Annotated in this window: 20 protein-coding genes and 1 pseudogene; 16 read left to right on the top strand and 5 right to left on the bottom strand. The window is 66.7% G+C overall.

Features of this window, described 5'->3' with window-relative positions:
* The first annotated feature begins 786 nt into the window (after positions 1-786).
* The 6 genes from ON20_RS24405 (at position 787) to ON20_RS24430 (ending at position 6,706) form a co-directional block, all read left to right on the top strand.
* Positions 787-1,128 (top strand): DoxX family protein, encoded by a 342-nt coding sequence (locus tag ON20_RS24405; protein ID WP_051163202.1) that lies wholly within the window; start codon positions 787-789, stop codon positions 1,126-1,128.
* Positions 1,129-1,201: 73 nt separating this feature from the next.
* Positions 1,202-2,374 (top strand): monodechloroaminopyrrolnitrin synthase PrnB family protein, encoded by a 1,173-nt coding sequence (locus tag ON20_RS24410; protein WP_083865182.1) that lies wholly within the window; start codon positions 1,202-1,204, stop codon positions 2,372-2,374.
* Positions 2,371-3,657 carry a flavin-dependent oxidoreductase gene (locus tag ON20_RS24415; RefSeq protein ID WP_040838855.1) on the top strand — a complete coding sequence of 429 codons (1,287 nt, stop codon included), beginning with the start codon at positions 2,371-2,373 and terminating at the stop codon, positions 3,655-3,657. Before ON20_RS24410 ends, ON20_RS24415 begins: the two co-directional genes overlap by 4 nt.
* Positions 3,658-3,668: 11 nt before the next feature.
* The gene (locus ON20_RS24420; protein WP_040838856.1) at positions 3,669-5,387 is read left to right on the top strand and encodes a type I polyketide synthase; all 1,719 of its coding nucleotides are present in this window, start codon (positions 3,669-3,671) and stop codon (positions 5,385-5,387) included.
* Between the two features lie 16 nt (positions 5,388-5,403).
* Positions 5,404-6,405, top strand: coding sequence for a beta-ketoacyl-ACP synthase III (locus ON20_RS24425; protein ID WP_040838857.1), 1,002 nt, complete (start codon positions 5,404-5,406; stop codon positions 6,403-6,405).
* Between the two features lie 40 nt (positions 6,406-6,445).
* The gene (locus ON20_RS24430; protein ID WP_040838859.1) at positions 6,446-6,706 is read left to right on the top strand and encodes an acyl carrier protein; all 261 of its coding nucleotides are present in this window, start codon (positions 6,446-6,448) and stop codon (positions 6,704-6,706) included.
* 197 nt (positions 6,707-6,903) lie between these two features.
* Here the strand turns inward: ON20_RS24430 and ON20_RS24435 are convergent, their stop codons facing one another.
* The gene (locus ON20_RS24435; RefSeq protein ID WP_438803435.1) at positions 6,904-8,907 is read right to left on the bottom strand and encodes a VanW family protein; all 2,004 of its coding nucleotides are present in this window, start codon (positions 8,905-8,907) and stop codon (positions 6,904-6,906) included.
* Positions 8,908-9,609: 702 nt separating this feature from the next.
* On the opposite strand from ON20_RS24435, the gene gnd reads away from it, so the two are divergent.
* Positions 9,610-10,647: a phosphogluconate dehydrogenase (NAD(+)-dependent, decarboxylating) gene (gene gnd / locus ON20_RS24440; RefSeq protein ID WP_040838860.1), complete on the top strand. Its 1,038-nt coding sequence runs from the start codon at positions 9,610-9,612 to the stop codon at positions 10,645-10,647.
* Between the two features lie 271 nt (positions 10,648-10,918).
* On the opposite strand, the gene ON20_RS24445 is transcribed toward gnd, so the two are convergent.
* Complete coding sequence (locus ON20_RS24445) at positions 10,919-12,220, bottom strand: acetyl-CoA C-acetyltransferase (protein WP_245547452.1); 1,302 nt, start codon at positions 12,218-12,220, stop codon at positions 10,919-10,921.
* A 277-nt stretch (positions 12,221-12,497) separates the two neighbouring features.
* Here ON20_RS24445 and ON20_RS24450 point away from each other — a divergent pair, with 277 nt between their 5' ends.
* From ON20_RS24450 to ON20_RS36740, 3 genes are all read left to right on the top strand, one after another.
* Complete coding sequence (locus ON20_RS24450; RefSeq protein ID WP_051163234.1) at positions 12,498-13,853, top strand: 3-oxoacyl-ACP reductase; 1,356 nt, start codon at positions 12,498-12,500, stop codon at positions 13,851-13,853.
* On the top strand, positions 13,850-14,719 hold the full coding sequence (locus ON20_RS24455) for a MaoC family dehydratase (RefSeq protein ID WP_040838862.1): 870 nt from the start codon (positions 13,850-13,852) through the stop codon (positions 14,717-14,719). Before ON20_RS24450 ends, ON20_RS24455 begins: the two co-directional genes overlap by 4 nt.
* A gap of 228 nt (positions 14,720-14,947) precedes the next feature.
* Positions 14,948-15,508: a hypothetical protein gene (locus ON20_RS36740; RefSeq protein WP_157228974.1), complete on the top strand. Its 561-nt coding sequence runs from the start codon at positions 14,948-14,950 to the stop codon at positions 15,506-15,508.
* Positions 15,509-15,832: 324 nt separating this feature from the next.
* On the opposite strand, the gene pgfA is transcribed toward ON20_RS36740, so the two are convergent.
* A complete protein-coding gene (gene pgfA, locus ON20_RS24460; RefSeq protein ID WP_040838865.1) occupies positions 15,833-16,987 on the bottom strand; it encodes a cell envelope lipid trafficking protein PgfA in 1,155 nt (384 codons plus the stop codon).
* Positions 16,988-17,184: 197 nt separating this feature from the next.
* Between pgfA and ON20_RS24465 the strand changes: the two genes are divergently transcribed.
* Positions 17,185-18,384: an acyltransferase family protein gene (locus ON20_RS24465; protein ID WP_174361928.1), complete on the top strand. Its 1,200-nt coding sequence runs from the start codon at positions 17,185-17,187 to the stop codon at positions 18,382-18,384.
* Between the two features lie 133 nt (positions 18,385-18,517).
* On the opposite strand, the gene ON20_RS24470 is transcribed toward ON20_RS24465, so the two are convergent.
* Both ON20_RS24470 and ON20_RS24475 read right to left on the bottom strand, forming a co-directional pair.
* Positions 18,518-19,177 carry a TetR/AcrR family transcriptional regulator gene (locus ON20_RS24470; RefSeq protein WP_051163207.1) on the bottom strand — a complete coding sequence of 220 codons (660 nt, stop codon included), beginning with the start codon at positions 19,175-19,177 and terminating at the stop codon, positions 18,518-18,520.
* A 209-nt stretch (positions 19,178-19,386) separates the two neighbouring features.
* The gene (locus ON20_RS24475; protein ID WP_051163236.1) at positions 19,387-20,571 is read right to left on the bottom strand and encodes a glycoside hydrolase family 3 N-terminal domain-containing protein; all 1,185 of its coding nucleotides are present in this window, start codon (positions 20,569-20,571) and stop codon (positions 19,387-19,389) included.
* 229 nt (positions 20,572-20,800) lie between these two features.
* Here ON20_RS24475 and ON20_RS39195 point away from each other — a divergent pair, with 229 nt between their 5' ends.
* The 5 genes and pseudogenes from ON20_RS39195 to ON20_RS24490 all read left to right on the top strand — a co-directional run.
* Positions 20,801-21,148 (top strand): helix-turn-helix domain-containing protein, encoded by a 348-nt coding sequence (locus ON20_RS39195; RefSeq protein ID WP_040838867.1) that lies wholly within the window; start codon positions 20,801-20,803, stop codon positions 21,146-21,148.
* 24 nt (positions 21,149-21,172) lie between these two features.
* Positions 21,173-21,352, top strand: a pseudogene (locus tag ON20_RS39200) (zinc ribbon domain-containing protein); the annotation flags it as partial.
* 94 nt (positions 21,353-21,446) lie between these two features.
* Positions 21,447-22,655, top strand: coding sequence for an isochorismate synthase (locus ON20_RS24485; protein ID WP_051163209.1), 1,209 nt, complete (start codon positions 21,447-21,449; stop codon positions 22,653-22,655).
* Positions 22,652-22,822, top strand: coding sequence for a DUF2613 domain-containing protein (locus tag ON20_RS34800; RefSeq protein WP_083865183.1), 171 nt, complete (start codon positions 22,652-22,654; stop codon positions 22,820-22,822). Before ON20_RS24485 ends, ON20_RS34800 begins: the two co-directional genes overlap by 4 nt.
* Before the next feature lie 161 nt (positions 22,823-22,983).
* On the top strand, positions 22,984-23,872 hold an 889-nt coding region (locus ON20_RS24490; protein WP_157228978.1), incomplete at its 3' end, for an alpha-(1->3)-arabinofuranosyltransferase domain-containing protein.

The following is a 23,872-nucleotide window of genomic DNA, read 5'->3' on the forward strand; positions in this document are numbered from 1 at the left end:
CTCGGCCACGGCGCGTGCGAGGCAGCCAGGGAGGGGCTTCGCCGGCCGTGTCGGGGGCGTGGAAACGTCCGTAACCGGATCACCACACCGATATCGATTACCCCGCAAGACCCTATTGCCCGACAGCATCCTGTCAACCGTCCGCTCCAACGGCCATGTGCGGCTATTTCATAGGCATCGGGATCGGATCTGCGCCGTGCGCCGATGCGGAAGGGGCTCTGTTCGAACCTGTCCTCGACCGCGGTCAATCGCGCTGGACAACGTTGCCCGGACCGAACCGGGAGTCCGGCGGCACGGTCTTGTACAGCGTTTGTGCCCTCGACTGCCGAACCACCACCAGTGGTCGGAGAGCACCCTGCCGGCATTCGTCAGCGTATCGGAGAGCGAATGCGTGATATCGGCAACCTTCCCCCACACTTTCGAACAATGGCCCCATTTCTCAGGTTGGGGCCACCGCCGGTACAGCCGGGAGCGATAACGCATGCGACGGGGACGGTCTCGACCCCCGCCGGTTACACCGGTAGCGATCACCGAGCAAACGACATCACCCCACAGAGCCCGTTCCATAGGTTTTGCCCATATCTCTACGTGGCCACGCGAGGTGCGCAAAAGGGCCGCACCGGAATGCGGTGCCCATCAACCCCCCTGAACACATCGATCACCATTCCCCATATGATGAGCCGCTACATAACGATACGATGGCTGGCGGCAACATCGAGGAAAGACGTTGCCACGGTGGACTATTGGTTCCCTCGAGTCGAGAAATCGATTTGGAAGGCGGTATAGATGGTCGTCATAGCGGTTGTTCTGCTGGGGGTGTGTTTCATGGGGGCCGGTGTGGTGAAGCTTGCAGGCCTGGAAGCGATGAGGGCCGACGCGAAGCGATTCGGGTTCTCCTACCGGGCCTACCGGATGATCGGCGCACTGGAGGTGTGTGGTGGCGCGAGCCTGATCGGGGGATTGGCATTCACGCCGTTGGCGATCATTGCCGCAACAGGCCTGGTAGGGCTGATCATTGGGGCAGTGGTGTGCCATGTGCGGGCCGGCGATCCGGTGGTGAAACCGGCCGCGGCGGTCATAGTGGGTCTGCTCACGGCTATAGCGGGGGTGGCGAGTGTTGTCCAATGAACTTCGCATAAGCACAATCGGCCGGCCTGCGCATACGACGCGTCGTTGCTACCAGTGACGAAATGCGCCAATCATGACTGATTTCTTGCAATATCCGGTAAATCCGGGAGATCCTTGCGTCATCGGCCTTGACCCGCTCGGTTTCGACAGCCTGCTGTCAACGGTGTGGAAGATGAACATGGCGGCCGATGTGAACGGCCTGGTGGGATTGTTACGCAATCTGGTTCCGGCCGACGAAGTGGTGGCGGAATTATCACTGCCAAGTTGTGTCGCGACAATGCGTGACCTGGGACTATTGGCCGGATCGGCCAAGCGGCACGGCGTCGAGCCGGTCGATGCGGTCCCCGAATTGGAAAAACTATTGCTGCATTTGGGTGCGCGCACCCAAATGATTCCCCGCGACACTGTTCACCATTACATCGGCTGGAATCCCACTGGCCGTCGGGAGCGAATGTACACAGGCGAGCGGATGGAGCGCATGCTCATGTCCTCTGTGCGTGTAACCCTATCGCGGCTGATCGATGCGGTTGAGTCGTGTCGACGTCTGGAGGACTTGGAGCCCGAGGCGTTGGAGTTCGCAGTGGCGGCGAATGAACTGGTGGCGCTACTACGTTCACTCGAAGATGCGATCGACATCGTCATCGCGAACGTGACACCAGAGTTCTTCGCCCGGACACTGCGCCCATATTTCGAGGAGATCCGCGTCGGCGGAGTGGTTTACCTGGGACCTGCGGCCGCACACGTGCCACTGGCCCTCATCGACCTTGCCTTATGGGCGTCCGACTGCGGCGACAAGGACTACGACGAGTTCTGGTGTGAATCCGAGCAGTATGGGCTACCGCAGTGGCGGGAGCTCTACAAACGGTGGGCGAAGGGCCCATCGGCGGTCACGCGTGTGACCACGGCGCTGAGGCTCGTTCCGGCCGGTCAAGCTCCGCCGAACCTTCGCGCCAGTACCGAAGCCCTGTGCCGCGCCCTACGAGCGTTGGTGGTCTTTCGCGGCAAGCACTTCACGGTGGCGCGTAATGCCTACGCCGAAGAGATCCGGCTATACCCGCTCGGTAGTGGGGGTGGAAGCCTGCAACTCCTGGAGCAGGTCACCGCCCTCACTCGCGAAAACACCGGCTTGATGCGGAAGTCTTTGAACCGAAGCGGCTCGAGCACTACCTCGGCCTCGCGGCACAGGGCTCACCAGGGGCCGAAACAGGCACCCGGGGCGGACGAAGAGCGAAAGGCCCTGGGGTGAAGATTCTCATTGCAGGTGGTGGAATCGGCGGGCTCAGCGCCGCACTCGGCCTGCACGCGGCCGGCTTTACCGATATACGGATAGTGGAGGCAGCACGCAAACTGCGTCCCCTCGGCGTCGGCTTGAACATCCTGCCCAACGCGGTACGCGAACTCACGGAACTCGGGCTCTATGACCAACTCACCGCCGGCGCGATCGCAACGCACGAACTGGCGCTTTACAGCCGCCACGGTCAGCTCATATGGAAGGAGCCCCGTGGACTGGCCGCCGGCTACCACTGGCCGCAGCTATCCATCCATCGTGGTTATCTGCAGGGGATCCTGGCACAGGCCGTTCGGGAGCGCCTGGGCGCTGCGGCGATCACCACGCAATCACGAGTAGTGGGCTACACCCGGCCGTGCGGCCGAACGGTATCGGTGACCGTGGAGCGGGCCGGTATCGGAACTACCGTGATCAACGACATAGACCTGCTGATCGGAGCCGACGGCATCCGTTCCGCGGTCCGGGCCTCCCTCTACCCGGACGAGGGTCCGCCGCCGGGCAACGGGCTGGTGATGTGGCGCGGTACAACATGGGCGGCGCCGTTCCTCGATGGTAAGTCGATGCTTGTCACGGGGGATGACGTCCAGAGGATTGTGCTGTACCCCATCGCCGAGGACCCGACCCGCGGCGTGCTGATCAACTGGGTGGCCGCCCGGCCCGCCGAGACCGATCCGAGTGGCCATGGCGACTGGAGCCGCGAGGTCCCCGTCGCCGAGGTCCTGGATCACTTCGGGCACTGGCGTTTCGACTGGCTGGATTTCCCCGCCATCCTCGGCTCCGCGTCAAGGGTCTACAGGTATCCGATGGTCGACCGCGACGCGCTACCCCAGTGGACATTCGGCCGCGTGACCTTGCTGGGCGATGCCGCCCACGCCATGTACCCGATGGGCTCCAACGGTGCGACGCAGTCCATCATCGACGCCGTAGTACTGGCCCGGGCACTGGCCGCTACGGGTGGTGATATCCCGGAGGCCCTGGCCGTTTACGAGGCCGAGCGGCGACCGTCCATGACTCTGCTTCAGGCCAGCAACCGGCAACAGGGCCCCGAGGCCGTCATCGCCATGGTCCATCAACGGGCCCCCCATGGGTTCGACCGCCTCCACGACGTTATCTCCGAGCGGGAGCTCGCCGAAGTCTCCGCCCGCTACGCAAGCACCGCCGGCTTCGACGTCGAGACCGTGAATACGCCCCCTCCGCGAGGATCCGCGTACCGAAACAACAGCAATAGATCGGGCAGGTAAAGGTGACCCCAATGGAATGGCAAGCAGCGGCAACGAATACTCGGGAACCGGTGGCGATCATCGGGATGGCCTGCCGCTTTCCCGGCGCGCCCGGCGTGGACGCTTTATGGGAACTTCTCCGAACCGCAGGTGACGCCACCAGTGAGACCCCACCAGACCGCTACGACGTCGAATCGCTGTACGCCGAGCAGCCGGCACCCGGCAAGGTAATCAGCCGACGCTCCGGCTATCTACCACAGGCCGCGGAATTCGATGCGGAGTTCTTCGGCATGTCTACCGGGGAGGCTGCCAACCTCGACCCCCAGCAGCGTCTGTTGATGATGACCGCCTGGGAAGCCCTCGAAGATGCCGGAATTCTGCCTCGGCGCGTCGCGGGCAGCCGCACCGGTGTGTACGTCGGCACCATGCATCTGGACTACTGGGATCTGGTGACTCGCCGGGGCCTGGAAGCGCTGACCCCCTCCCATGTGTACAACATGCGCAGTATCCTCTCCGGCCGCCTGTCCTACACCTTCGACCTGCGCGGCCCGAGCATCACGCTGGACACCGCGTGTTCCTCATCACTGGTCGCCATCCACCTGGCCTGCCAGAGCCTACGGGCCGGGGAGACCACGATGGCCCTGGCCGCAGGAGTCAACCTCAAGCTGACCCCTGACGAGGATGTCATGTTGTCCCAGGTGCGGATGCTCGCACCCGATGGCCGCTGCAAGTTCGGAGACGAGCGCGCCAACGGCTTCGCCCCCAGCGACGGCGCAGGCGTCATCGTGCTCAAACCCCTCTCGACGGCTCTCGCCCACGGTGACCGGATCCGCGCCCTTGTGCTCGGCAGTGCCACCGGCAACGACGGGCGCAGCCATCCTGAACTGCTCACGCCTTCGGTAGAAGGCCACATCGAAATGCTGCGTTGGGCTTACGAAGACGCTGGAGTTCCACCGGCCGACGTCGACTTCATCGAAGCCCACGGCACCGGCACCCCCATGATCGACCCGGTGGAGTTCACCGCTCTCGGCGAGGTACTGGGCAAGGACAGGCCTGCTGAACAGGTCTGTTACGTCGGTTCGGTGAAGAGCAATATCGGACACACCGAGGGCGCTGCCGGAATCGCCGCGCTGATCAAGACAGTCCTTTGTCTCGAACACCGAGAGATCGTACCGAGCCTGCACTACGAGACCCCCAACCCCAAGATCGCCTGGCAGGAGCTGCCCCTTCGGGTCCCCACCGAGCCGGTCCCCATCCCGGACCGGGGCCGACGGTTGATAGCGGGCATCAGCGGGCAGGGCATCTCGGCAACCAATGCTCATCTGGTAATCGGCCAGGCCGATGAGCTCACACCCCTGCCGCCCACCCACGGACCACAACTGTTCGTCACTTCCGCACGCACCGAGAGCGCGCTGCGCGACATGGCGATCGCCTACCTCGCATACCTGGCACCCGGAGGGCCCGGTAGCACGCGGCGACTGGCCGATATCTGCCGCAGCGCGGCACTGCACCGCCACCATCACCACAAACGCCTGGCCATCCTGGCCGAAACCCATCAGGAACTCACCGATCGGCTGCACGCATTCCTCAATGGTGAGCTCCACCCGCAGTTCGACAACACTCCGCTTTCGGCCCTCGCGCACAGCTATCTCGCCGGTGAGCCCGTCGAGTGGGCAGACGCATTCCCCAAGACCCGCTATGTCCCACTGCCCACATATCCGTGGCAAACCAAACGCTACTGGCTCGACTGAGGAGAACCGACAAACCATGACCCGCACCCCTGTACTCTGCGGCCTCGGCACGTGGGTACCACCCACTGTGGTGACCAACAATGACCTGGCCAAGCGCCTCGACACCAGCGACGAATGGATCCGCACCCGCACCGGGATCCACCAGCGGCACATCGTCGAACCCGGCTCCGCCACCTCCGATTTGGCAGTCGAGGCCGGCACTCGAGCGCTCAAATCGGCCGGTGACACCACTGTTGACACCGTGGTCCTGGCAACCACTACCCCCGACCATCCGGTCCCGGCGACCGCCCCCGCTGTCGCCGCTCGGCTCGGATTGAGCGGAGTTGCCGCCTTCGACCTCAATGCCGCGTGCAGCGGCTTCGTCTACGGCCTCGCCACCGCAGCAGCACTCATCACCGCCTCAATTGCCGATCGGGTGCTGTTCATCGGCGCGGATGCTTCCTCCACGGTGGTCAACCAGGACGACAGGAATATCGCGCCGATATTCGGTGACGGCGCGGGCGCCGTGGTCCTCCGCGCCGGCACGGCGAACGAACTCGGCGCTCTCACCGCCTTCGACCTCGGAAGCGACGGCGACGGCGCCGAACTCATCCACCATGCGGCAGGCGGATCCCGCCAGCGCTCCACGCACCGGGACCCACCCGAAAATGAGCGCTACCTTGCCATGAACGGCAATGCCGTCTTCACCACGGCCATCACCAAGATGACCGCATCGTCGCGAGCAATACTCCGACTTTCCGGTCGCTCAACGGATGAGGTCGACTGGCTCGTCGCCCACCAGGCCAACGTCCGCATTCTCCACGCCGTTGCCCACCAACTCGACTTCCCTACCGATCGATTGATCACCAACATCGACCAGGTCGGCAACACCACTGCCGCCTCCATCCCCCTCGCCCTCGCCCACGCAGTCCGCACAGGATCACTACACGCCGGACAACTCATCCTGCTCACCGCCTTCGGCGCCGGGCTGACATGGGGTTCCACGCTGCTGCGCTGGCCAACGCTCACAACCGACTAACCACCGCCGTACCTGCCACCCCTACCGAAGGAGCACACACATGGCCACCACTCTGCAGCGTGTATGGAAAGTCCTGGACGCCTGGTGCGACCTGCCCAGTGGACCAATCCAGCCGAACCTGAAACTCGACGATCTCGACATGGATTCCCTACGCAGAGCGGAGATCTCGCTGGCGTTGGACAAGGAATTCACCGCCTCCATCCCCGACAGCAAGATCAAAAATGCCAAGACCATCGCCGATCTGGCCGCTCTGATCGACGCGCATACGGCCACCATCAGGAAACTGAGAATGCCTGAATAGGGGGCGCCGTAGCAACGGCCGAATCTACGTGCAGGAAGGCATTTCGCACGAGGGCCTGTGCACCATCACCCCGGTTTCGGCATTTCCCCGGAAAAATTCGCGAATCCCGGATACCGGCCGGACCGGCCATCGCCGGAGCACCGAAACAAAACCGGGATGGGCGCCCATACCCATCCCGGTTTCACATCCGTACCGGTCTATCGGGGACGGCGCCCCTGCGGCACCTGCGATGTCCCGGTGGCCTGCGGCTGTTCTTCCTTCTTCTCTTTCTCTTCGTCGGCACCGCATTTGACGATCGGCACCGGGTCGTATTTCACTGTGCGCGTGGTCCGCGAAACCTCGCGTCCGGTGGCGATATCGGTGATGATCCGGGTGTCACTGACCGTGAAACCGGGAGCGCCCTCACTGGCGATGCAGTCCTCGCCGGCCGGCAGCCGGACGGTTTTCGGCTCGGTGGGCTTGGTGCGCTCACCGGTAACGGATTCCACCTCGACGGTCTGGGTGCCCCAGATGCGGACGGTCACCTCGGAGCTGTCGGCGAAGGCCTGGATATAGATCCCCTTCGGGGTGTTGTTGCGGAACTGCAGATCGATGACGCCGTCGAAGACGGTGGCTTCTCGTGCCGCCGGGTAACGGGAGATGTAGTAGCTGTGCTCGGTGTGCGCGACGTCTTCCAGACCCGAGAAATAGGCGGCGTTGTAGAGAGTGGTCGCGAACTGGCTGATACCGCCGCCGACCGCCTTGCTCGGCCGACCGTGGTCGATGATGCCGGATTCGACATAGCCTTCGGCCGCGGTGCGCGGGCCGGTGTGGCCGTTGAGGGAGAACACCTCGCCCGGTTTCACCACGGCGCCGTTGACCTCCTGCGCCACGAGGCGGATATTCACCCCCGAAGGGCCGGTGAAACCGCTGGTGGTGAACTCGCCCATCGGTTCGGTGATACCGAGATCCTCGGCGATCTTGGTAGTGAACTTGGGCTCGATCTTCTCGTAGACCGCGTCGGTACTCCGCTGCGGGCCGACGGCGGTGAACAGCGTGGGGAGCTTCTCCAGCGATTTCGGCCAGCTGATCTTGTCGCCCGCCACCGACGGCACCACCGTCGGCGCGCCGCCGGTCAGGCTGAAGGCGGCATCCTTCGGCTCGACCTCGGTGTCCGCCAGCTGGGGAGCCAGCAGATCGGTGGCCGTCTTGGGGTCGTACCCGGCTTTCAGGCCGCCGCTGCCATCGGGTACGAACCTGATGACGGCGGCGATCTGCTCCGGCAGTAGGGTCGCGGTGGTGCCCTTACCCGTGAATACGACGGGGGCGGATACCGCGGGTTCGGCGATCTGGTGCAGTGCCTGGTCGATGGACTCGGGCCGCACGTTCATCGGCGCGGGAACGAGGGGGAGTTCCAAGGTGCCCGCGCCGGCCCAGCGCTCGATCAGCAGGCTCCGGGCGGCCGCGAGGTCGAGCACCCGACCGGGTACCGGAGCGACCGCGATCGGAGTGGCACCCTCGAACCGGATGGTGCCCTCGACCGCCGGTTCGTCGTGGACGCGCAACTCTTCGAGTTTCCCGTCCAGGGCGGCATCGTCCACAGCGCTTGCGACCGGAACCGTTCGGGTACCGAACAGGGAGAGCAGCCGGGCGGCCGGATTGAGCGGCTGACCGCCGATCCGATCCCAGGTGGCGTCCCAATCGACGCCGAGTCCCGAGCCGGCGGGGGTCAGGGTGGTCTGCACCTCGTCGATCCGCACCGACAATTCCTGCCCGGCCCGCGCGTCGAGCACCGACCGTAGTTCGGCATCGGCCGCGGCGGTGTCCATACCGCCGATATCCATACCGGCGACAACCACCCCACGCGGCACCTTGCCGGAGGAGGCGACCAGATCGGCGAGATAACCGAGGACCGCGACACCGAGCACCACGGCGGCCACGAGGGCGATACGGCGGGCCCGAGGGGTTTTCAGGACCGCTCCGGGCGAGCGCAGCAATTCCGCGAACCCGGGCCGACCGGCCGGGGGTACCGGACCTCGTTCGGCGGAGGCGGGCCGAGCAGGGCGCGAGGGACGGTTGTCGTCGGCGTCGACCGGGTCGTGCGCGACGGTCGGTGAATCGGCGGCCGGGTCGGTCCCCGCCGTATCGATCACCCGGGTGGTCCGCGCGTCGGCCCTGTCGTCGGGTCGACCGCCCGGCACCGGCAGCACCTCGGTGTTCATCGAATCGAGCACGGGCCGGGGCAGCCGGCTGGTGACCTCGTCGTCCCCGGGCACATAGGGCAGATCGACCGCACCGGGCGGGGCATCCGAATACCGGGGGCTCGATCGGGCGTTGTCCCGCGCGCCGGCCGGCCGGGACTGCTCGGACAGCTGGCCGAGCGTCTCCGTCATCCAACCGGAGGTTTCCGGCGAGAGGCCAGGGGGTACAGAAGGTCGGGAGACAACAGAAGATGAGGCGTCGGCGGGCGCGGCCTCCGGACCGGTACGCCGAGGGGCCGGATACGGTGCCTCGTGGGGAGCGGACGAGGGCTGTGACATCTGCGGACGTGTGGGCGGATGCGCCTGCCCGGACCGGGTGGATTCGAGCAGCCGACGCATCCTGCTGTCGTTCGCCTGCGGATCGTGGCCGGACCTCCGGCCGCTGCTCGATTCGCTGCTCACGAACCGTCCTTCCCCGTTCGAGTTGCCGGGCTCGCGCGACGCGAACCCTTGCCCACGATAACGTCACGAACCGATATCGTCAGTGCAGCATCTATCACAACCGACTGTGCGGCGGAAGCCGACCGCGACCCACGCGAGCATGATGAGGCTCCGTGCAGCTGCCGGGTCGGGGGTCAGGCAACTACACGGAGCCATCAGCTATATCGGGATACGCAAGCCGGCGTTACACATTCGCTCGACAGTCGAACGAGGCGAGGCGGGATGCAGCTGGGAATGATCGGCCTGGGCCGGATGGGCGCCAATATCGTGCGCCGCGTCGTAGCAGATGGGCATACCGCGGTCGGCTACGACCGATACGCCGCCGGGATCGCCGAACTGCGCGCCGAGCTCGGGCCGAGTTTCCGTGGCGGCACCGATCTCGCTGATTTCGTCGCGGCACTGGAGACCCCGCGGGTGGTCTGGGTGATGATCCCGGCGGGAGCGGCCGGCACGGTCATCGACCGGGTGACCGAACTGCTGGGCCCGGGCGATATCGTCATCGACGGTGGTAACAGCCGGTACCACGACGATATCGAGCGAGCGGCCCGGCTGGCCCCCAAGGGGATCCACTATCTCGATATCGGCACCTCGGGCGGGGTGTTCGGTCGGGCCCGCGGATTTTGTCTGATGATCGGCGGCGAGGCGGAGCAGGTGCGCTATCTGGAACCGCTGCTGCGCTCCATCGCCCCCGGGGTGGACAGCGCCCCGCGCACTCCCGGCCGCACCGGCGAGCCGACCCCGGCCGAGCACGGCTATCTGCACTGCGGTCCCGCAGGTGCCGGCCATTTCGTGAAAATGGTGCACAACGGCATCGAATACGGTCTGATGGCCGCCTATGCCGAGGGCCTCAACATCCTGCACCGGGCCGATTACGGGGCACGGCGCCGCGGTGAGTTCTCCGCCGAGGAAACCCCGCTGGAACGTCCGGAGCACTATCGCTACGACATCGATATCCCGGAGGTGGCCGAGGTATGGCGGCGCGGGTCGGTGATCTCCTCGTGGTTGTTGGATCTGACCGCGGCCGAACTGTACGTCGACCCGGCTCTGGATTCCTTCGACGGCCGGGTCTCGGACTCCGGCGAAGGCCGCTGGACGGTCGAGGCCGCCATCGATACCGGGGTACCGGCCCCGGTTCTGTCGGCGGCCCTGTTCCAGCGGTTCTCGTCCCGCGGTGAATCGGCCTACGCCGATCGCATGCTCTCGGCCATGCGTCAGGCCTTCGGCGGACACCGTGAACTGCCGCATCCGCCGCAACCGTGAATCCGTCGCCGCCGGCCGGAAGCGTTTACGGCGGCCGATGGCGAAGGGGCGGTGGCGCGGGGCCGAAACCCCGGGCCACCGCACGCTCCGCCGAACCCGCGGCCGGCGGCGGTCGAGCGTCAGCGCCGAAGGAGGTAGCGGAGCGTTGCCACGAAGGCGCAGCTCGGCCGCCCGTTCAACACAGCGGTCGAGCGTCAGCGCCGAAGGAGGTAGCGGAGCGTTGCCACGAAGGCGCAGCTCGGCCGCCCGTTCAACACAGCGGCTCGGGAGGTCAGCGTTCCAGGATCGCGACGACGCCCTGACCGCCCGCGGCGCAGATCGAGATCAGCACACGGCCGGAACCCTTCTCCGCCAACATCTTCGCGGCCGAGGCCACGATCCGGCCGCCGGTGGCGGCGAACGGGTGGCCCGCGGCCAGCGAGGAACCGTTGACGTTGAGCTTGCCGCGATCGATGGAACCGAGCGCCCCGTCCAGGCCCAGCCGCTCCTTGCAGTACTGGTCCGACTCCCAGGCCTGCAGGGTCGCCAGGACGACCGACGCGAAGGCCTCGTGGATCTCGTAGAAGTCGAAATCCTGCAGCGACAGGCCGTTGCGGGCCAGCAGTCGCGGCACCGCGTAGGTGGGGGCCATGAGCAGGCCGTCGGGGCCGTGGATGTAGTCCACCGCGGCGACCTCGCTGTCCACCAGGTGCGCGAGCACCGGCAGATTGCGCTCGGCGGCCCATTCCTCGCTCGACAGCAGCACCGCCGAGGCGCCGTCGGTGAGCGGGGTGGAGTTGCCCGCGGTCATGGTGGCGTCGCCCGCCTGCACACCGAAGACCGGCTTCAGCTTGGCCAGCTTCTCGATCGAGGAGTCCGGACGCAGGTTGTCGTCGCGGGTCAGCCCGAGGAACGGGGTGACCAGATCGTCGAAGAAACCGCGGTCGTAGGCGGCGGCCATGTTCTTGTGCGACAGGTAGGCCAGTTCGTCCTGGGCCTCGCGGGAGACGCCGAACTCTTTGGCGGTGATGGCGGCGTGCTCACCCATGGACAGGCCGGTGCGTGGTTCGGCATTGCGGGGAATTTCGATGCCGAGCATGCTCGGGCGCAGTTGGCCCACCAGCTTGAGGCGGTCGGTGTTGGTCTTGGCGCGGTTGGCCTTCAGCATCCATTCGCGCATGCTCTCGCTGACGCCGATCGGCGCGTCGGAGGTGGTGTCGGTCCCACCGCCGACACCGACCTCGATCCGGCCCGCGGCGATGACGTCGCCGACGGTGACGATGGCCTGCAGACCGGTACCGCAGGCAAGCTGCAGATCGTGTGCGGGGGTGTAGGGGCTGAGCTTGCTGCCGAGCACACTCTCGCGGATCATGCCGTGCTCGCCGACCCGTTTGAGCACGGCACCGCCGACCACCATGCCCAGCCGTTCACCCTGCAGGCCGAACCGGCCGACGAGACCGTCCAGCGTGGCGGTGAACATGTCCTGGTTGGAGGCGCGCGCGTAGGCCCGGTCGGAGCGCGCGAATGGAATACGGTTACCGCCCACGATCGCGACGGGACGCGGTTGTCGGGGGGTGCGGTCTGTGCTTGTCACTCGGATCTCCCAAGGTGTCGACAGTGTGTCTCCAGCGGTCCGGCGCCCCGGTGCGCGGGCTTCGCCGCGCCGCCCGGCGGCCGGGAGCACTCGGTTTACATTAAACTTACTCTGGAGTAAGTTTAATGTCGACACCGCAGCCTGCGACTGTGTGCCGGCCCACCCGCGACAGCGATCACTCCCGCAGGTGCGTCGCCCGCCGGGAACCGATACGCAGTGCAGGGGCGATTACCGACATCCCCTGTCCGCTATCCACAGCACAGAAAAGGTGAAACCAGTGGCAGCCAAGACCAAGGGTGCACCCAACCTCTACGGATCGTTCGTCAATTCCGCCCCCGGCGGGTTCCTCGCGAGCAAACTGGGGCTGCCCAAGCCGGAGAAACTGCGGCGCTACATCCCCGGCGAACCCCCGCTGCCCGGGCCGGTGCTGCTCGGCGGCAAGGGGCGGATCGCCGACCCGGTACGTGCCCTGCTGTCGGACTACGCCTTCGCCGATTCCCTCACCCCGGGCACCAAATACGGTGCGCTGGTCTTCGATGCCACCGGGATCGGCGGCATCGAGGATCTGTCGCAGCTGTTCGAGTTCTTCCAGCCCGCCATGCGCAGTATCGCGCCCTGTGGCCGGGTGCTGGTGATCGGCACCACCCCCGAACTGGCCGGCAGCGTGGAAGAGCAGATCGCCCAGCGGGCGCTGGAGGGCTTCACCCGCAGCGTCGGCAAGGAACTGCTGCGCGGCGCCACCGCCCAGCTGGTGTACCTGCATCCGGAAGCGGCACCGACGGCCACCGGCCTGGAGTCCACCCTGCGCTTCGTGCTCTCGGCCAAATCGGCCTTCGTGGACGGCCAGGTCATCCGAGTGGGCAAGGAAGACTCCACCGCCCCGACGAACTGGCAGCGTCCGCTCGACGGCAAGGTCGCGGTGGTGACCGGCGCGGCGCGCGGTATCGGCGCGACCATCGCCGAGGTGTTCGCCCGGGACGGCGCCCAGGTGATCGTGGCCGATATCCCGGCCGCGGGTGAGACGCTGACCGACACCGCGAACAAGGTGGGCGCCACCGCCCTGGCCCTGGACGTCACCTCACCCGACGCCGCGCAGAAGCTGGCCGAGTTCGCCACCGAACGGTTCGGCGGAATCGACATCATCGTGCACAACGCCGGTATCACCCGCGACAAACTGCTGGCCAATATGGACGAGGCGCGCTGGAACGCGGTGATCGGCGTCAACCTGGCCGCGCCGCATCGGATCACCGAGGGTCTGGTGGCCTCGGGGGCGCTGCGCAAAGGTGGCCGGGTCGTCGACGTGTCCTCGATCGCCGGTATCGCCGGCAACCGGGGGCAGACCAACTACGGCGCGTCCAAGGCCGGTGTGATCGGCATGGTGAACGCCGAGGCGCCGAAACTGGCCGAGAAGAACATCACCATCAACGCCGTGGCGCCCGGGTTCATCGAAACTGCCATGACCGCCGCCATTCCGCCGGCCACGCGCGAGGCGGGGAGACTGATGTCGTCGCTGAACCAGGGCGGTGAGACGGTGGACGTCGCCGAGGCCATCGCCTACTTCGCGAGCCCGGCGTCGAACGCGGTGACCGGCAATACCCTCCGCGTCTGCGGCCAGGCCATGCTGGGAGCATGATGACCGACACCATCGTCCTCACCGAACCGCCGAAGAACGGCAGCCTGTATGTGCAGGCGGCGCTCGGCGCCATTCCGCTGCCGCTGGTGTCGTCCCGCAAGCCCACCATCCCCGACCGGCAGGTGCGGCTCGACGGTGTTCGGGTGGATCCGGACCACCTGGCCGCGTACTGCCGGGCGACCGGACTGCGGTTCGGCGACGAGCTGCCGCTGACCTATCCGTTCATCATCACCTTCCCCTTGGTGATGAAACTGGTCGTGCAGCGCGACTTTCCGTTCGTCGCGGTGGGCGCGGTGCACGCGGAGAACCTCATCGAACGCACCCGCGCCCTCTCGGTGAGCGAACCGCTGGACATCCGCTCCCACGTGGAGAACCTGCGGGAACATCCGAAGGGGCTGCTGGTCGACGCGATCAGCGAGATCAGTGTGGGACGGGAACAAGTGTGGCGGCAGGTCACCACCTTCCTGCACCAGCAGCGCACCTCGCTCTCGGGCGGGCCGAAGCCGGAACCCAAACCGGAAGAGGTCCCGCCGCCGCCACTGCGCACGCTCCGGGTCGACCAGCAGACGATCAACCGGTACGCGGCGGCGTCCGGTGACCGCAATCCGATCCACACATCGGCACTGGGTGCCAAGGCGTTCGGGTTCCCGCGGTCGATCGCCCACGGAATGTGGTCGGCGGCGGGGATTCTCGGCGTCGTCGAGGGCCGGATCCCGGATGAGACCACCTATGCGGTGAAGTTCGGTAAACCGATCCTGCTACCCGCCACGGTGAACGTCTACGCCGACCGGATCGACGAGGGCTGGGATCTGGCGCTGCTCCATCCGACGAAGGGATACCCCCACCTCACCGCGACACTGCGCTGATCGTCGACGCGACGAATTCCGCCCGGGCATCCCGCCCGAGGCGGGATTCCGCTTCTCGGCAACCGGATACACCTACTTCCCCCTGTATTAAGGTTCGGTGTGGTTGCACAGTGATTCGCGCGCTCATTGAGCAGGGGCGCAACAGACTGCGCGAGGGTTTCATCCCCAAACCGCCGATGCGGCGCCGAGCACACCGGGGGTACCGCGGCAGAGTTCGCGGGGAAGACGGTGCCCGATGGGGATCTGGAGGGTAAGGGTCAGGTCGAACAGGCCGGTTCCGGGGAACCGGCGGAAGACATACCTGCCCCGCTCGACCCGTCACCGAGAACGGCCGAGTTTTCGCCGGGCATGTCCGGACAGCAGGTTCACGATACGGTGGCGGGGCTGTCGAGCGACCGCGGTGCCGTCGGTGTCGCCACGCTGCCGGTGGACTACGGCCTGAAGGCCTTGGGCAAAGAGGGGGTCCGTCTGTCGTCGGCGAGTGGGCACAGCGGTACCGGAGCCGTGATCACCGGGGCGGTCGAGGGGCTGCGGCTACCTCCTGGGGGATGCTGCGTAATGGCCGGGGTGGTGAGTTTCTCGGCGGGTTCACGTAGAGGGCCCCGGGAGACGGGACGGCTCCGTCGTGGTCGATACAGTTGGTGGGGAACCGCGAACGTATCGGTCAGGGAGCCGACCGGCTGCCCGAACAGCCGGCCGAACCGGCACCGGGTTTCGGTGCGGATCGGGTGCATCGACGGTGACCGACGCGGTGAAACCGGCATCGGAGCACAAGAGTCCGAGGCGTGACGGTGGGTCACTTGCTGTCGAGGCGACAGGCGAGCGGTTGTGTGCGTGTGTGGAAAAGCGTCGGGGATGCGAACATGACGCCCGCCGACCGGGCGTTGTTCGATCGCACCATCACCCGCGACGACGTTGCCTGATGGATCGAAGCGAGTAGCTGTCCGCGGCGACCGCCCGACCACTGTCGCCTACCGGCACGCCGGCCGAGCCACCGCCATCGCGACCCCACGGCGCCGGCCGATCGCGACGAACCCGGTCCGGAAACGACAACGGCTCCTCGGTCTGTACCGGGGAGCCGCTGTCCAGGTCTCGGGTTACGAGATCCGCTTCCTACAGGTTCTTCGGCAGTTTGATCTGCTCCGTGGGCGCATCGGCATCGACCGCGGCCCGGGAACGCGGAGTCGAGGAGCCGGAACCACCGGACCGAGGCCACGACGCACCGCCGGTCGCCGGAGCGGGCGCCCCACCGTCGCGGACGCCGACCACGATACCGGCGACCAGCGAGAGCAGACCGAGCACACCGAGCACGATCGGCAGGACGCGACCGAACAGCGACAGCCGGTCGATGTTCTCCTTCGCCACCGCCAGCTGCGACTCCACGGTGTCGGAATCGAATACCAGATGCGACTTCAGAGCGGTCACCTCGGGCTTGTCACCGCTGCGCGCGTAGAAGATGTTCAGCTTCTCGCCGCCCTTGACGATGGTGCCGGTCTCCGGCTCCACCCAGACATCACGCTCGTTGCTGTACCAGCGGTACATGGTGACGGGCTCGTCGCCGCCCTCGACACCCCACTTGGCCGCGGGCAGGCTCAGCCGGTTGGTCGGAGCCTGCACGGTATCCCACAGATTCGTCACCGGCACCTGCTGTTTGAAGTGGTAGACCTTGGTGTCGTTGATCTCGGTCTCCTCAACGAACTCCATATCGGTGGTGATCCGGGCGTTGACGTCGAAGTAGGGGTAGCTCTTCTTCTCGGTGCCGATCGGGAAGCGGTACTGCAGACCGGTGCGGTTCACCGGGTCGGCGATACTCTCCATGTTCTTGTTCACCGTCACCGCGATCGAACCGTTGGGGTCGGTCGAAACCGGCTCACCGGTCTTGCGGTCGATGGTGACCCGGTCGATGTAGGCGGTCAGCAGGCCCGCGTCACCCTGTTTGTCGATGCGCCGCAGCGTGTTACCCGCCTGGACGGTCATCTCGTTCGCGTCCGAGGGCTCCTCGACCGTGAGGAAACGCTGCGAGACCAGCGGAACGTTCTGGTCGATCTTGGCCGACCCCTCGGGCGCGGTGAGCGATTTGGCATCGAGCACCGAACTCTCCTCGTTCGGTTGGTTCACCGCGATCGTGGTGATCTCGAGGTCGAGAGGAGTTTTGGCCATCTTGCCGACGGTGTAGGTGGGGATCATCAACGCCGCGACGATCAGCAGCGCGCCGAGGCCCACCAGCAAGCAGGCAACCGTCCTTCTGGTTCCGGCACTCCGTGCCATGCAAAGTCTCCTCGTCGTAGAACACAGGTCGTTCCGCGGGTACTGCGGGCTCGCCGCGGCACTCGTGCGTCCCGACCCTAACAGCCTGGTGGCCCCCTGAGAGGCGCCGAGGCCTGGATCGGACCGAAATTGCTCGAGTCTAGCGCGAAACCCCTACCGGATCGGTCTCGAGGCCAGGTCAGGGCAGACTGGACACGATGACCACCGCCGTGACCACCGCATCCGCCGGCACCTCCGCCGCCCCCGAGCCCGGCTCGCGTACCTTCCTGCCCGCATTGGAGGGTATGCGCGGTATGGCGGCGCTCGGGGTGCTGCTCACCCATGTGGCCTTCCAGACCGGTGCCACCTCCTGGCCGGTGGTGGGACGTCTGCTGGAACGGTTCGATATGGCGGTCGCGGTGTTCTTCGCGCTGTCGGGGTTCCTGCTGTGGCGGCCGCACGCGGCGGCGGCCCGCGACCTCGGCACCGCACCGACGGTCGGGTACTACCTGCGGCATCGGATCGCCCGTATCCTGCCCGCCTATTGGGTGGTGGTGTGCGCGGTACTGCTCCTGCTGCCGGCCGCGTCCAATACCGCGGGTATGCAGGTATGGCTGTCGAATCTGGCATTGCTGCAGGTGTTCGTGCCGCTGACGCTCACCGATGGACTCACTCAGATGTGGAGCCTGTCGGTGGAGGTGGCGTTCTATCTCGTGTTGCCGGTCATCGCCTTCGCGATGTGCCGGTTGCGGGGCCGCTCGGCTCGAGCACGGGTACCGGCGCTGCTCGTGCTCGGGGTGCTCAGCCTGGGTTGGAATTTCCTTCCGGTACCCACCCCCGACGCCATCCACGCCGACAACTGGCTGCCGGGCTATCTGCCGTGGTTCGCCGGCGGCATGCTGTTGGCCGAACTCGTATATGCCGGTGGTGGACCGACCCGATGGCATCGCCTGTTCGGCAATCAGCGGTTGATGTGGACCGTGGCGACGGCGGCGTTCGTGGTGGCGGCCACGGACCTGGGCGGTGTCGCCGGACTGACCCGGGCCCAACCCTGGCAGTACGCCGCGAAAATGGGACTCGGCACGGTCATCGGTTTCGCATTGCTGGCCCCGCTGGTACTGGGGCCGCCCGGAAAACGACACCACTGGCTGGAATCGACGATCGCGGCCACCGCCGGCCGCTGGTCCTACGGGATCTTCATCTGGCATCTGGCGATGCTGTCGATAGTGTTCCCGATCTTCGGAATCATGCCGTTCCACGGCGACTTCGGCTACGTCCTGGTGCTCACCGTCGCGTTCACGCTGCCCCTCGCGGCCGCGAGCCACGCGCTGGTGGAGGAACCGTGCCGGCGACTGGCACGCCGGTTCGATCGGCCGCGCCGCTCGGCACCGCCGGTCGACACCCCGACCACGTGGTGACCGTCCGATCAGCCGCCGCAGTTACAGCATCCCGAACATCCGCTTTCCCTCCGGTTTTCGGCCGACTCCTCCTCATCGGTACCGAGACCAGAAAGCTACGCACGGCCGAGAAACCCCGCAACCCGGGGTCGCGCTACGACTGTTCGGCGCTCCATTCCGCCCGGGGTGCCGCGGACGGGTCGGTTTTCTCCGCCTGGTCGGTCTTCTTCCGACCGGACAGGCCCCGCCAGGCCAGATCGTCGAGCAGATCGACGGCCTCGGCGACCTGGATCCGACCACCGGCGACATGGTCGGCGATGGCCTCGCCCGCACCGATCACCGCGACGGCGACGATATCGAAGTTGGTGCCGGGCTCGGCGTGTTTGGCGCTGGACTCGAGCAGTTTGGCGGTGAGCTCGATGACCCGCTCGCGGGCATTCTCGATCTCCGACGCGAAGGTCTGCTGGCTGATGGCCTGCCGGTAGAGGACCTGCCAGGAGTTGCGGTTGGAGTCGACGAAGCCGAGAAAACCCTCCAGCGCTGTGCGCAGCTGTTCGTGTGGGGTGAGCAGCGGGTTGCCCGCCGGGGCGACCGATTCGAGGAAGCGCATACCTTCGCGCTGGATACAGGCGCGGAAAAGCTCGTCCTTGGATCCGTAGTAGAGATACAGCATCGGCTTGGAGATCTCGGCCTCGGCGGCGATGGCGTCCATCGAGGTCTCGTGGAAGCCCTTGCGTGCGAAAACCTCGACAGCGGCATCGAGCATCTGCTGCTCACGAACCGCTCTCGGAAGTCGCTTGGTTCCGCCCGCCATCCACTCTCCTACCGCAGTGAACCTCTTATATTACTCGAAAGTAAGTTCCGCGGGGTCGTATTTTGCCGGCCGCACTGTCCCGACAGCCCCTCCGACCACGTGAAACGCGCACGATATATCACGAATCGGACATCCGGCTCGGACCCGGACAACCACCCGGAGACGACGGACGGCACCGACGGCGACAGTCCGCCCATGCCGGTGCGGTGTCAGCAGGGTAGCGATACCCCCTTGAACTTCGCCATCCGAAGAACCGAGGCGTCCACCCGCTCCATCGGCAGACGACCGGCGGCCACCGCCTGCTCCAGCCGATCGAGCACCGAGCCCACCGCGTCCGTGCTGATCCACAGCGCGTTGTCGGCGCCGGCGACCAGGGCCGCCTCGACCGCTTCCTCAATGGACATCCGGCTGGTTATGGCCGCCATACCGCTCAGATCATCGGTGAAAATCGGCCCGTCGAACGGCTGAGCGCCGTAACCGGCACCGTCGCGCAGCAGCGCCATGGCCTCCGGGCTGATACTGGCGGGCACATTCGGTTCGGTCAGGCCGGGTACGTCCAGGTGGCCGACCATCACCCCCGAACCGGAACCGACCAGCTCACGGAACGGAACGAGGTCACGCTGCTGCAACCGGTCCAGCGGCGGAGTGCGCACCGCGCCCAGATGCGAGTCCCCGGACGCCTCACCGTGGCCGGGGAAATGTTTGAGGACCGTACCGAGCCCGGCCTCGTGCGCGGCACGGATATAGGACCCGGCATAGGTGGTCACCATCTGCGGATCAGCGGAGAACGAGCGATCGCCGATGACCGTATCGTCGGGCTGGGAGCTCACGTCGACATCGGGGGCGAAATCGACCGTCACCCCGAGATCCAGCAGGGCACGGCTGCGCTCCAGGCTCGCGTCGTGGAACTGCTCGGGAGTCATGGTCTGCGCGGTCGCCCGGGCCGACGGGGCCGCGCCGATCAGATCCGATACCCGGGAGACCCGGCCGCCCTCCTCGTCGATGGTGACCATGAGCGGAACCCGGGCCGCCGCCTTCACCTGGTCGATACCACCCGTGGACAGCAGCGACATATCCGTCCAGCCGCCGATGAAAATCCCGCCGACCTGGTGCGCGCGCACCACGGCGAGGGCATCGTCGGTTCCCGTGACGCCAACCGTCAGCAACTGGGCCAGCTTCTCCCGAGTGCTGAACTGCGCCAGGTATTCCGCGGCGCAGTCGCGTCCGGGCGTGGTCGCGCCGGGCGGAGTCGCCTCAACACCCGAGGCCCCGGGGGCGCCCAAGGTGTTGGGAGCGCCGGAACCGGTCCCGGACGATTCACGGGTATCGCTGCCCGAGCACGCGGCGGCGAGCGCGGCGAGCACAGCGAACAGGACGAAGAGCGTCTTCCGCATGGGTCGACGGTAGTCCGCACGACCCGCCACGGAAACATCGGTTCGATTACGACAACCATTCGCGGCGTGATCTTGCACCGCCGACCCCTGCCGATCGCTTCGGACGGATACGGTCGGGATATGGCCAGGGAACGTAGCACGCAGACTCCCGCGTTCGGGCGAGGGCCGGCACATCAATTCCTGCATGACAGCTCGGCACACTATTCCGTCCTGTACGGGATCTCGGGGGGTGAAGCGAGCGTACAAGTACCGCTTCTGTCCAACCGAAGACCACAAGCGACAGCCGGCAGCCACCTTCGGTTGCGTCCGTTACGTCTACAACCGGGACTTGGCCGAACGTTCCCGCGCTTGGACGCAGGAACGGCGGGTCCCGCACGCCGAGACAAACAAGGTGCTCACCGGCTGGAAACGCAACCCCGACACCGCATGGCTCACCGAGCCGTCCCAGGGTCCGCTGCCCGACGGTGCTGTCCCGTCGCTGTACACGCTCTCGACTCGACCGGTGCGCGAGAACCAAGTGATCGCCATCGAGGATCTGGGCGTGCGGGACATGGTCCGCAATCGCAAGCTCGCATGAGAGCTCTCGGATGTGTCATGGTCGATGTTCCGGTCGATGCTCGAGTACAAGGCCGACCGGTACGGGTGCACCGTGGTGGCGGTCGACCGGTTCCGTCCTTCGTCGAGAACATACTCGGCGTGCGGGCAGATCAACACTGCGATGCCACTTCATGTGCGGGAGTGGGTGTGCAGCTGCGGAGCACATCACGACCGGGACGTGAACGCGGCCGAGAACACAGAAGCCGCCGTTCCGGCGGTGCTCGCCTGCGGAGATGGTGTGAGAGCGCCCCGCAGCCGATATGGGGAGGCAACCGTCGATGAAACAGGAAAACTCGGGTGCGAAACCGGGAATCCCCCGCCTTCGGGCTGGGAAGGGAGTCAAGGGATTCTTACTGGCACAGGCGGACGGCGTGATCCGCGGTCAGGGGGTCCGAGCGAGTTTCGACAATGCGCGGCGGGCCGCGGCGGCGCTGCGGGACGGAACCGCCGGCGCGGTGGTGGGGGCGCTGCCGTTCGACCCACGCCGGCCCGCGGCGCTCACCGAACCCGAGCGGATGACATATACGGCCGGCCCCTGGCGGCCCGCGGCGCTGCCGGACCTGCCGGCGGTACGCGTGGTGCGCGAACGGCCGGACCCCGCCGAACACATGACGCGGGTTGCCGACCTCGTCGAGCGGATCAACGATCCGGACCTTCCGCTGCGCAAGGTAGTCGCGGCCCGCTCGGTGCTGGCCGAAGCCGACGCCGAACTGGACGTGCAGGTCGTCGCCGCCCATCTGTTGACCAGGCAGCCGCGCGCCAATGTCTTCGCGGTCGATCTGAGCCCGGCGGGCCGAACCGGACATACCCTGGTCGGCGCCAGCCCTGAAGTACTCGTCACCCGCCGCGGCACCGCTGTCACCCTGCATCCACTCGCCGGAACCCTGCCTCGGCTGGCCGATTCCGACGCCGACGCGGCACAGGCCGCGGAGTTGCTTGCCAGCACCAAGAATCAGGACGAACACGCGTTCGTCATCGAGTGGATCCGGGAACGACTGGGCCCGGTATGCACCGAGCTGTCCGTACCCGACCGGCCGGAGCTGGTGCACACCCACGAGGTATGGCATCTGGGCACACCGATCCGCGGCATACTGCGCGATCCCGTGCCGAGCGCCCTCGAACTCGCGCTGCTGCTGCACCCCACCCCGGCGGTCTGCGGCACACCCACCGCGGCGGCCCTCGACACCATCCTCGAACTGGAAGAGGACCGCGGCTTCTACGGCGGCGCGGTCGGCTGGTGTGACCGGCAGGGCGACGGGGTGTGGGTGGTGGCCATCCGCAGCGCCGAACTCGCCGCCGACCGCCGGAGCCTACGTGCCTTCGCGGGCGGCGGGATCGTCGCGGCCTCCGAACCCCAGGCGGAGCTGGACGAGACGACCGCGAAACTACGGACCCTACTCGGCGGCCTGAACTGTCCGATCGATACGCCGGCTGCTAGGTTGACGAGGTTGTCTCTGCCTGCCTCGAAGTTTGGAGTGCCGCGATGAAGTTTGCTGTCCCTGGTGTTGCGAGTGCGGTTGTCGGCGCCGTCCTGGGCGCAGTCGCGGTATTCGCCGTCACCGCGGCGCTGCAGCAGAACACGCGCCCGGAGATCGACCGCAGCGGCAAGGCCGAATCCTCACTGCTGAACAACGTCGAATACGGCAGCCGCTGATCAACCCCCCGACCCTCCCGTACCGTCCGCGCCGACCCCTTCCGGCGTGGACGCCGACCGCCTGAACCCCGGTGCCCGACCAGTCCGAACCCGCCGAGCAGGCCCACGCGGACCCACTTTCGGCGTCGAGCCCCGAACCGGATACCGCCGCGACCGCGCCGCTGGGCCGGCGTTGGTTCCTCGGCTCGGTGGTCGTCGCTTTCCTACTGACCTTTCTCCAGTCCCCTGGCCTGACCGTCGCCGACACCAAATACGACCTGACCGAGAACCCGCTGGGTTTCCTGGCGCGAGCGGCTCATCTGTGGAGCAGCCAGGCACCGATGGGTCAGGTGCAGAATCAGGCATACGGCTACTTCTTCCCGCACGGGGCCTTCTTCTGCCTGGGCGATCTGCTCGGGATACCCGGATGGGTGAGCCAACGGGTCTGGTGGGCGCTGCTATTACTCGCCGGGTTCTGGAGCGTGGTGAAACTATGCGAAACGCTGGGTATCGGCAGTCGCGGATCCCGGGTTCTCGCGGCCCTCGCCTACGCACTGTCGCCGCGGGTGCTGACCACACTCGGGTCGATCTCCTCGGAGACCCTGCCCATGATGCTGGCACCGTGGGTGCTGCTGGCACCGGCGGCCCTGGGCACCGCCTACCGGCGTCGCCGCCACGGTGGTGCGCATTCCCCGGCGGGCAGCGCGCTGGCATTGGCCCTGATGGGGGCGGTGAACGCAGTGGCGACGGTGGCCGCGTTCCTGCCCGCCCTGCTGTGGTGGGCGTCTTACCGGCCCAACCGCGCCTGGTGGCGGTTCACCCTAGCCTGGGTGCCGCTGCTGGCCCTGGCGACCTTCTGGTGGGCGGGGCCGCTGCTGTTGCTCGGACGGGTGAGCCCCCCGTTCCTGGACTACATCGAATCCTCCGGCGTGACCACCCAGTGGGCCTCGCTCGGCGAAGTCCTACGCGGTACCGACAGCTGGACACCGTTCGTCTCCCCGGAACGGATCGCCGGAGCGGTGCTGGTCACCCAGCCCGCCGCGGTACTGGCCACCGGGTTGATCGCGGCCG

Origin of the sequence: Nocardia brevicatena NBRC 12119 (genome assembly GCF_000308495.1) — a bacterium.
In the GTDB taxonomy this organism is placed as follows: domain Bacteria; phylum Actinomycetota; class Actinomycetes; order Mycobacteriales; family Mycobacteriaceae; genus Nocardia; species Nocardia brevicatena.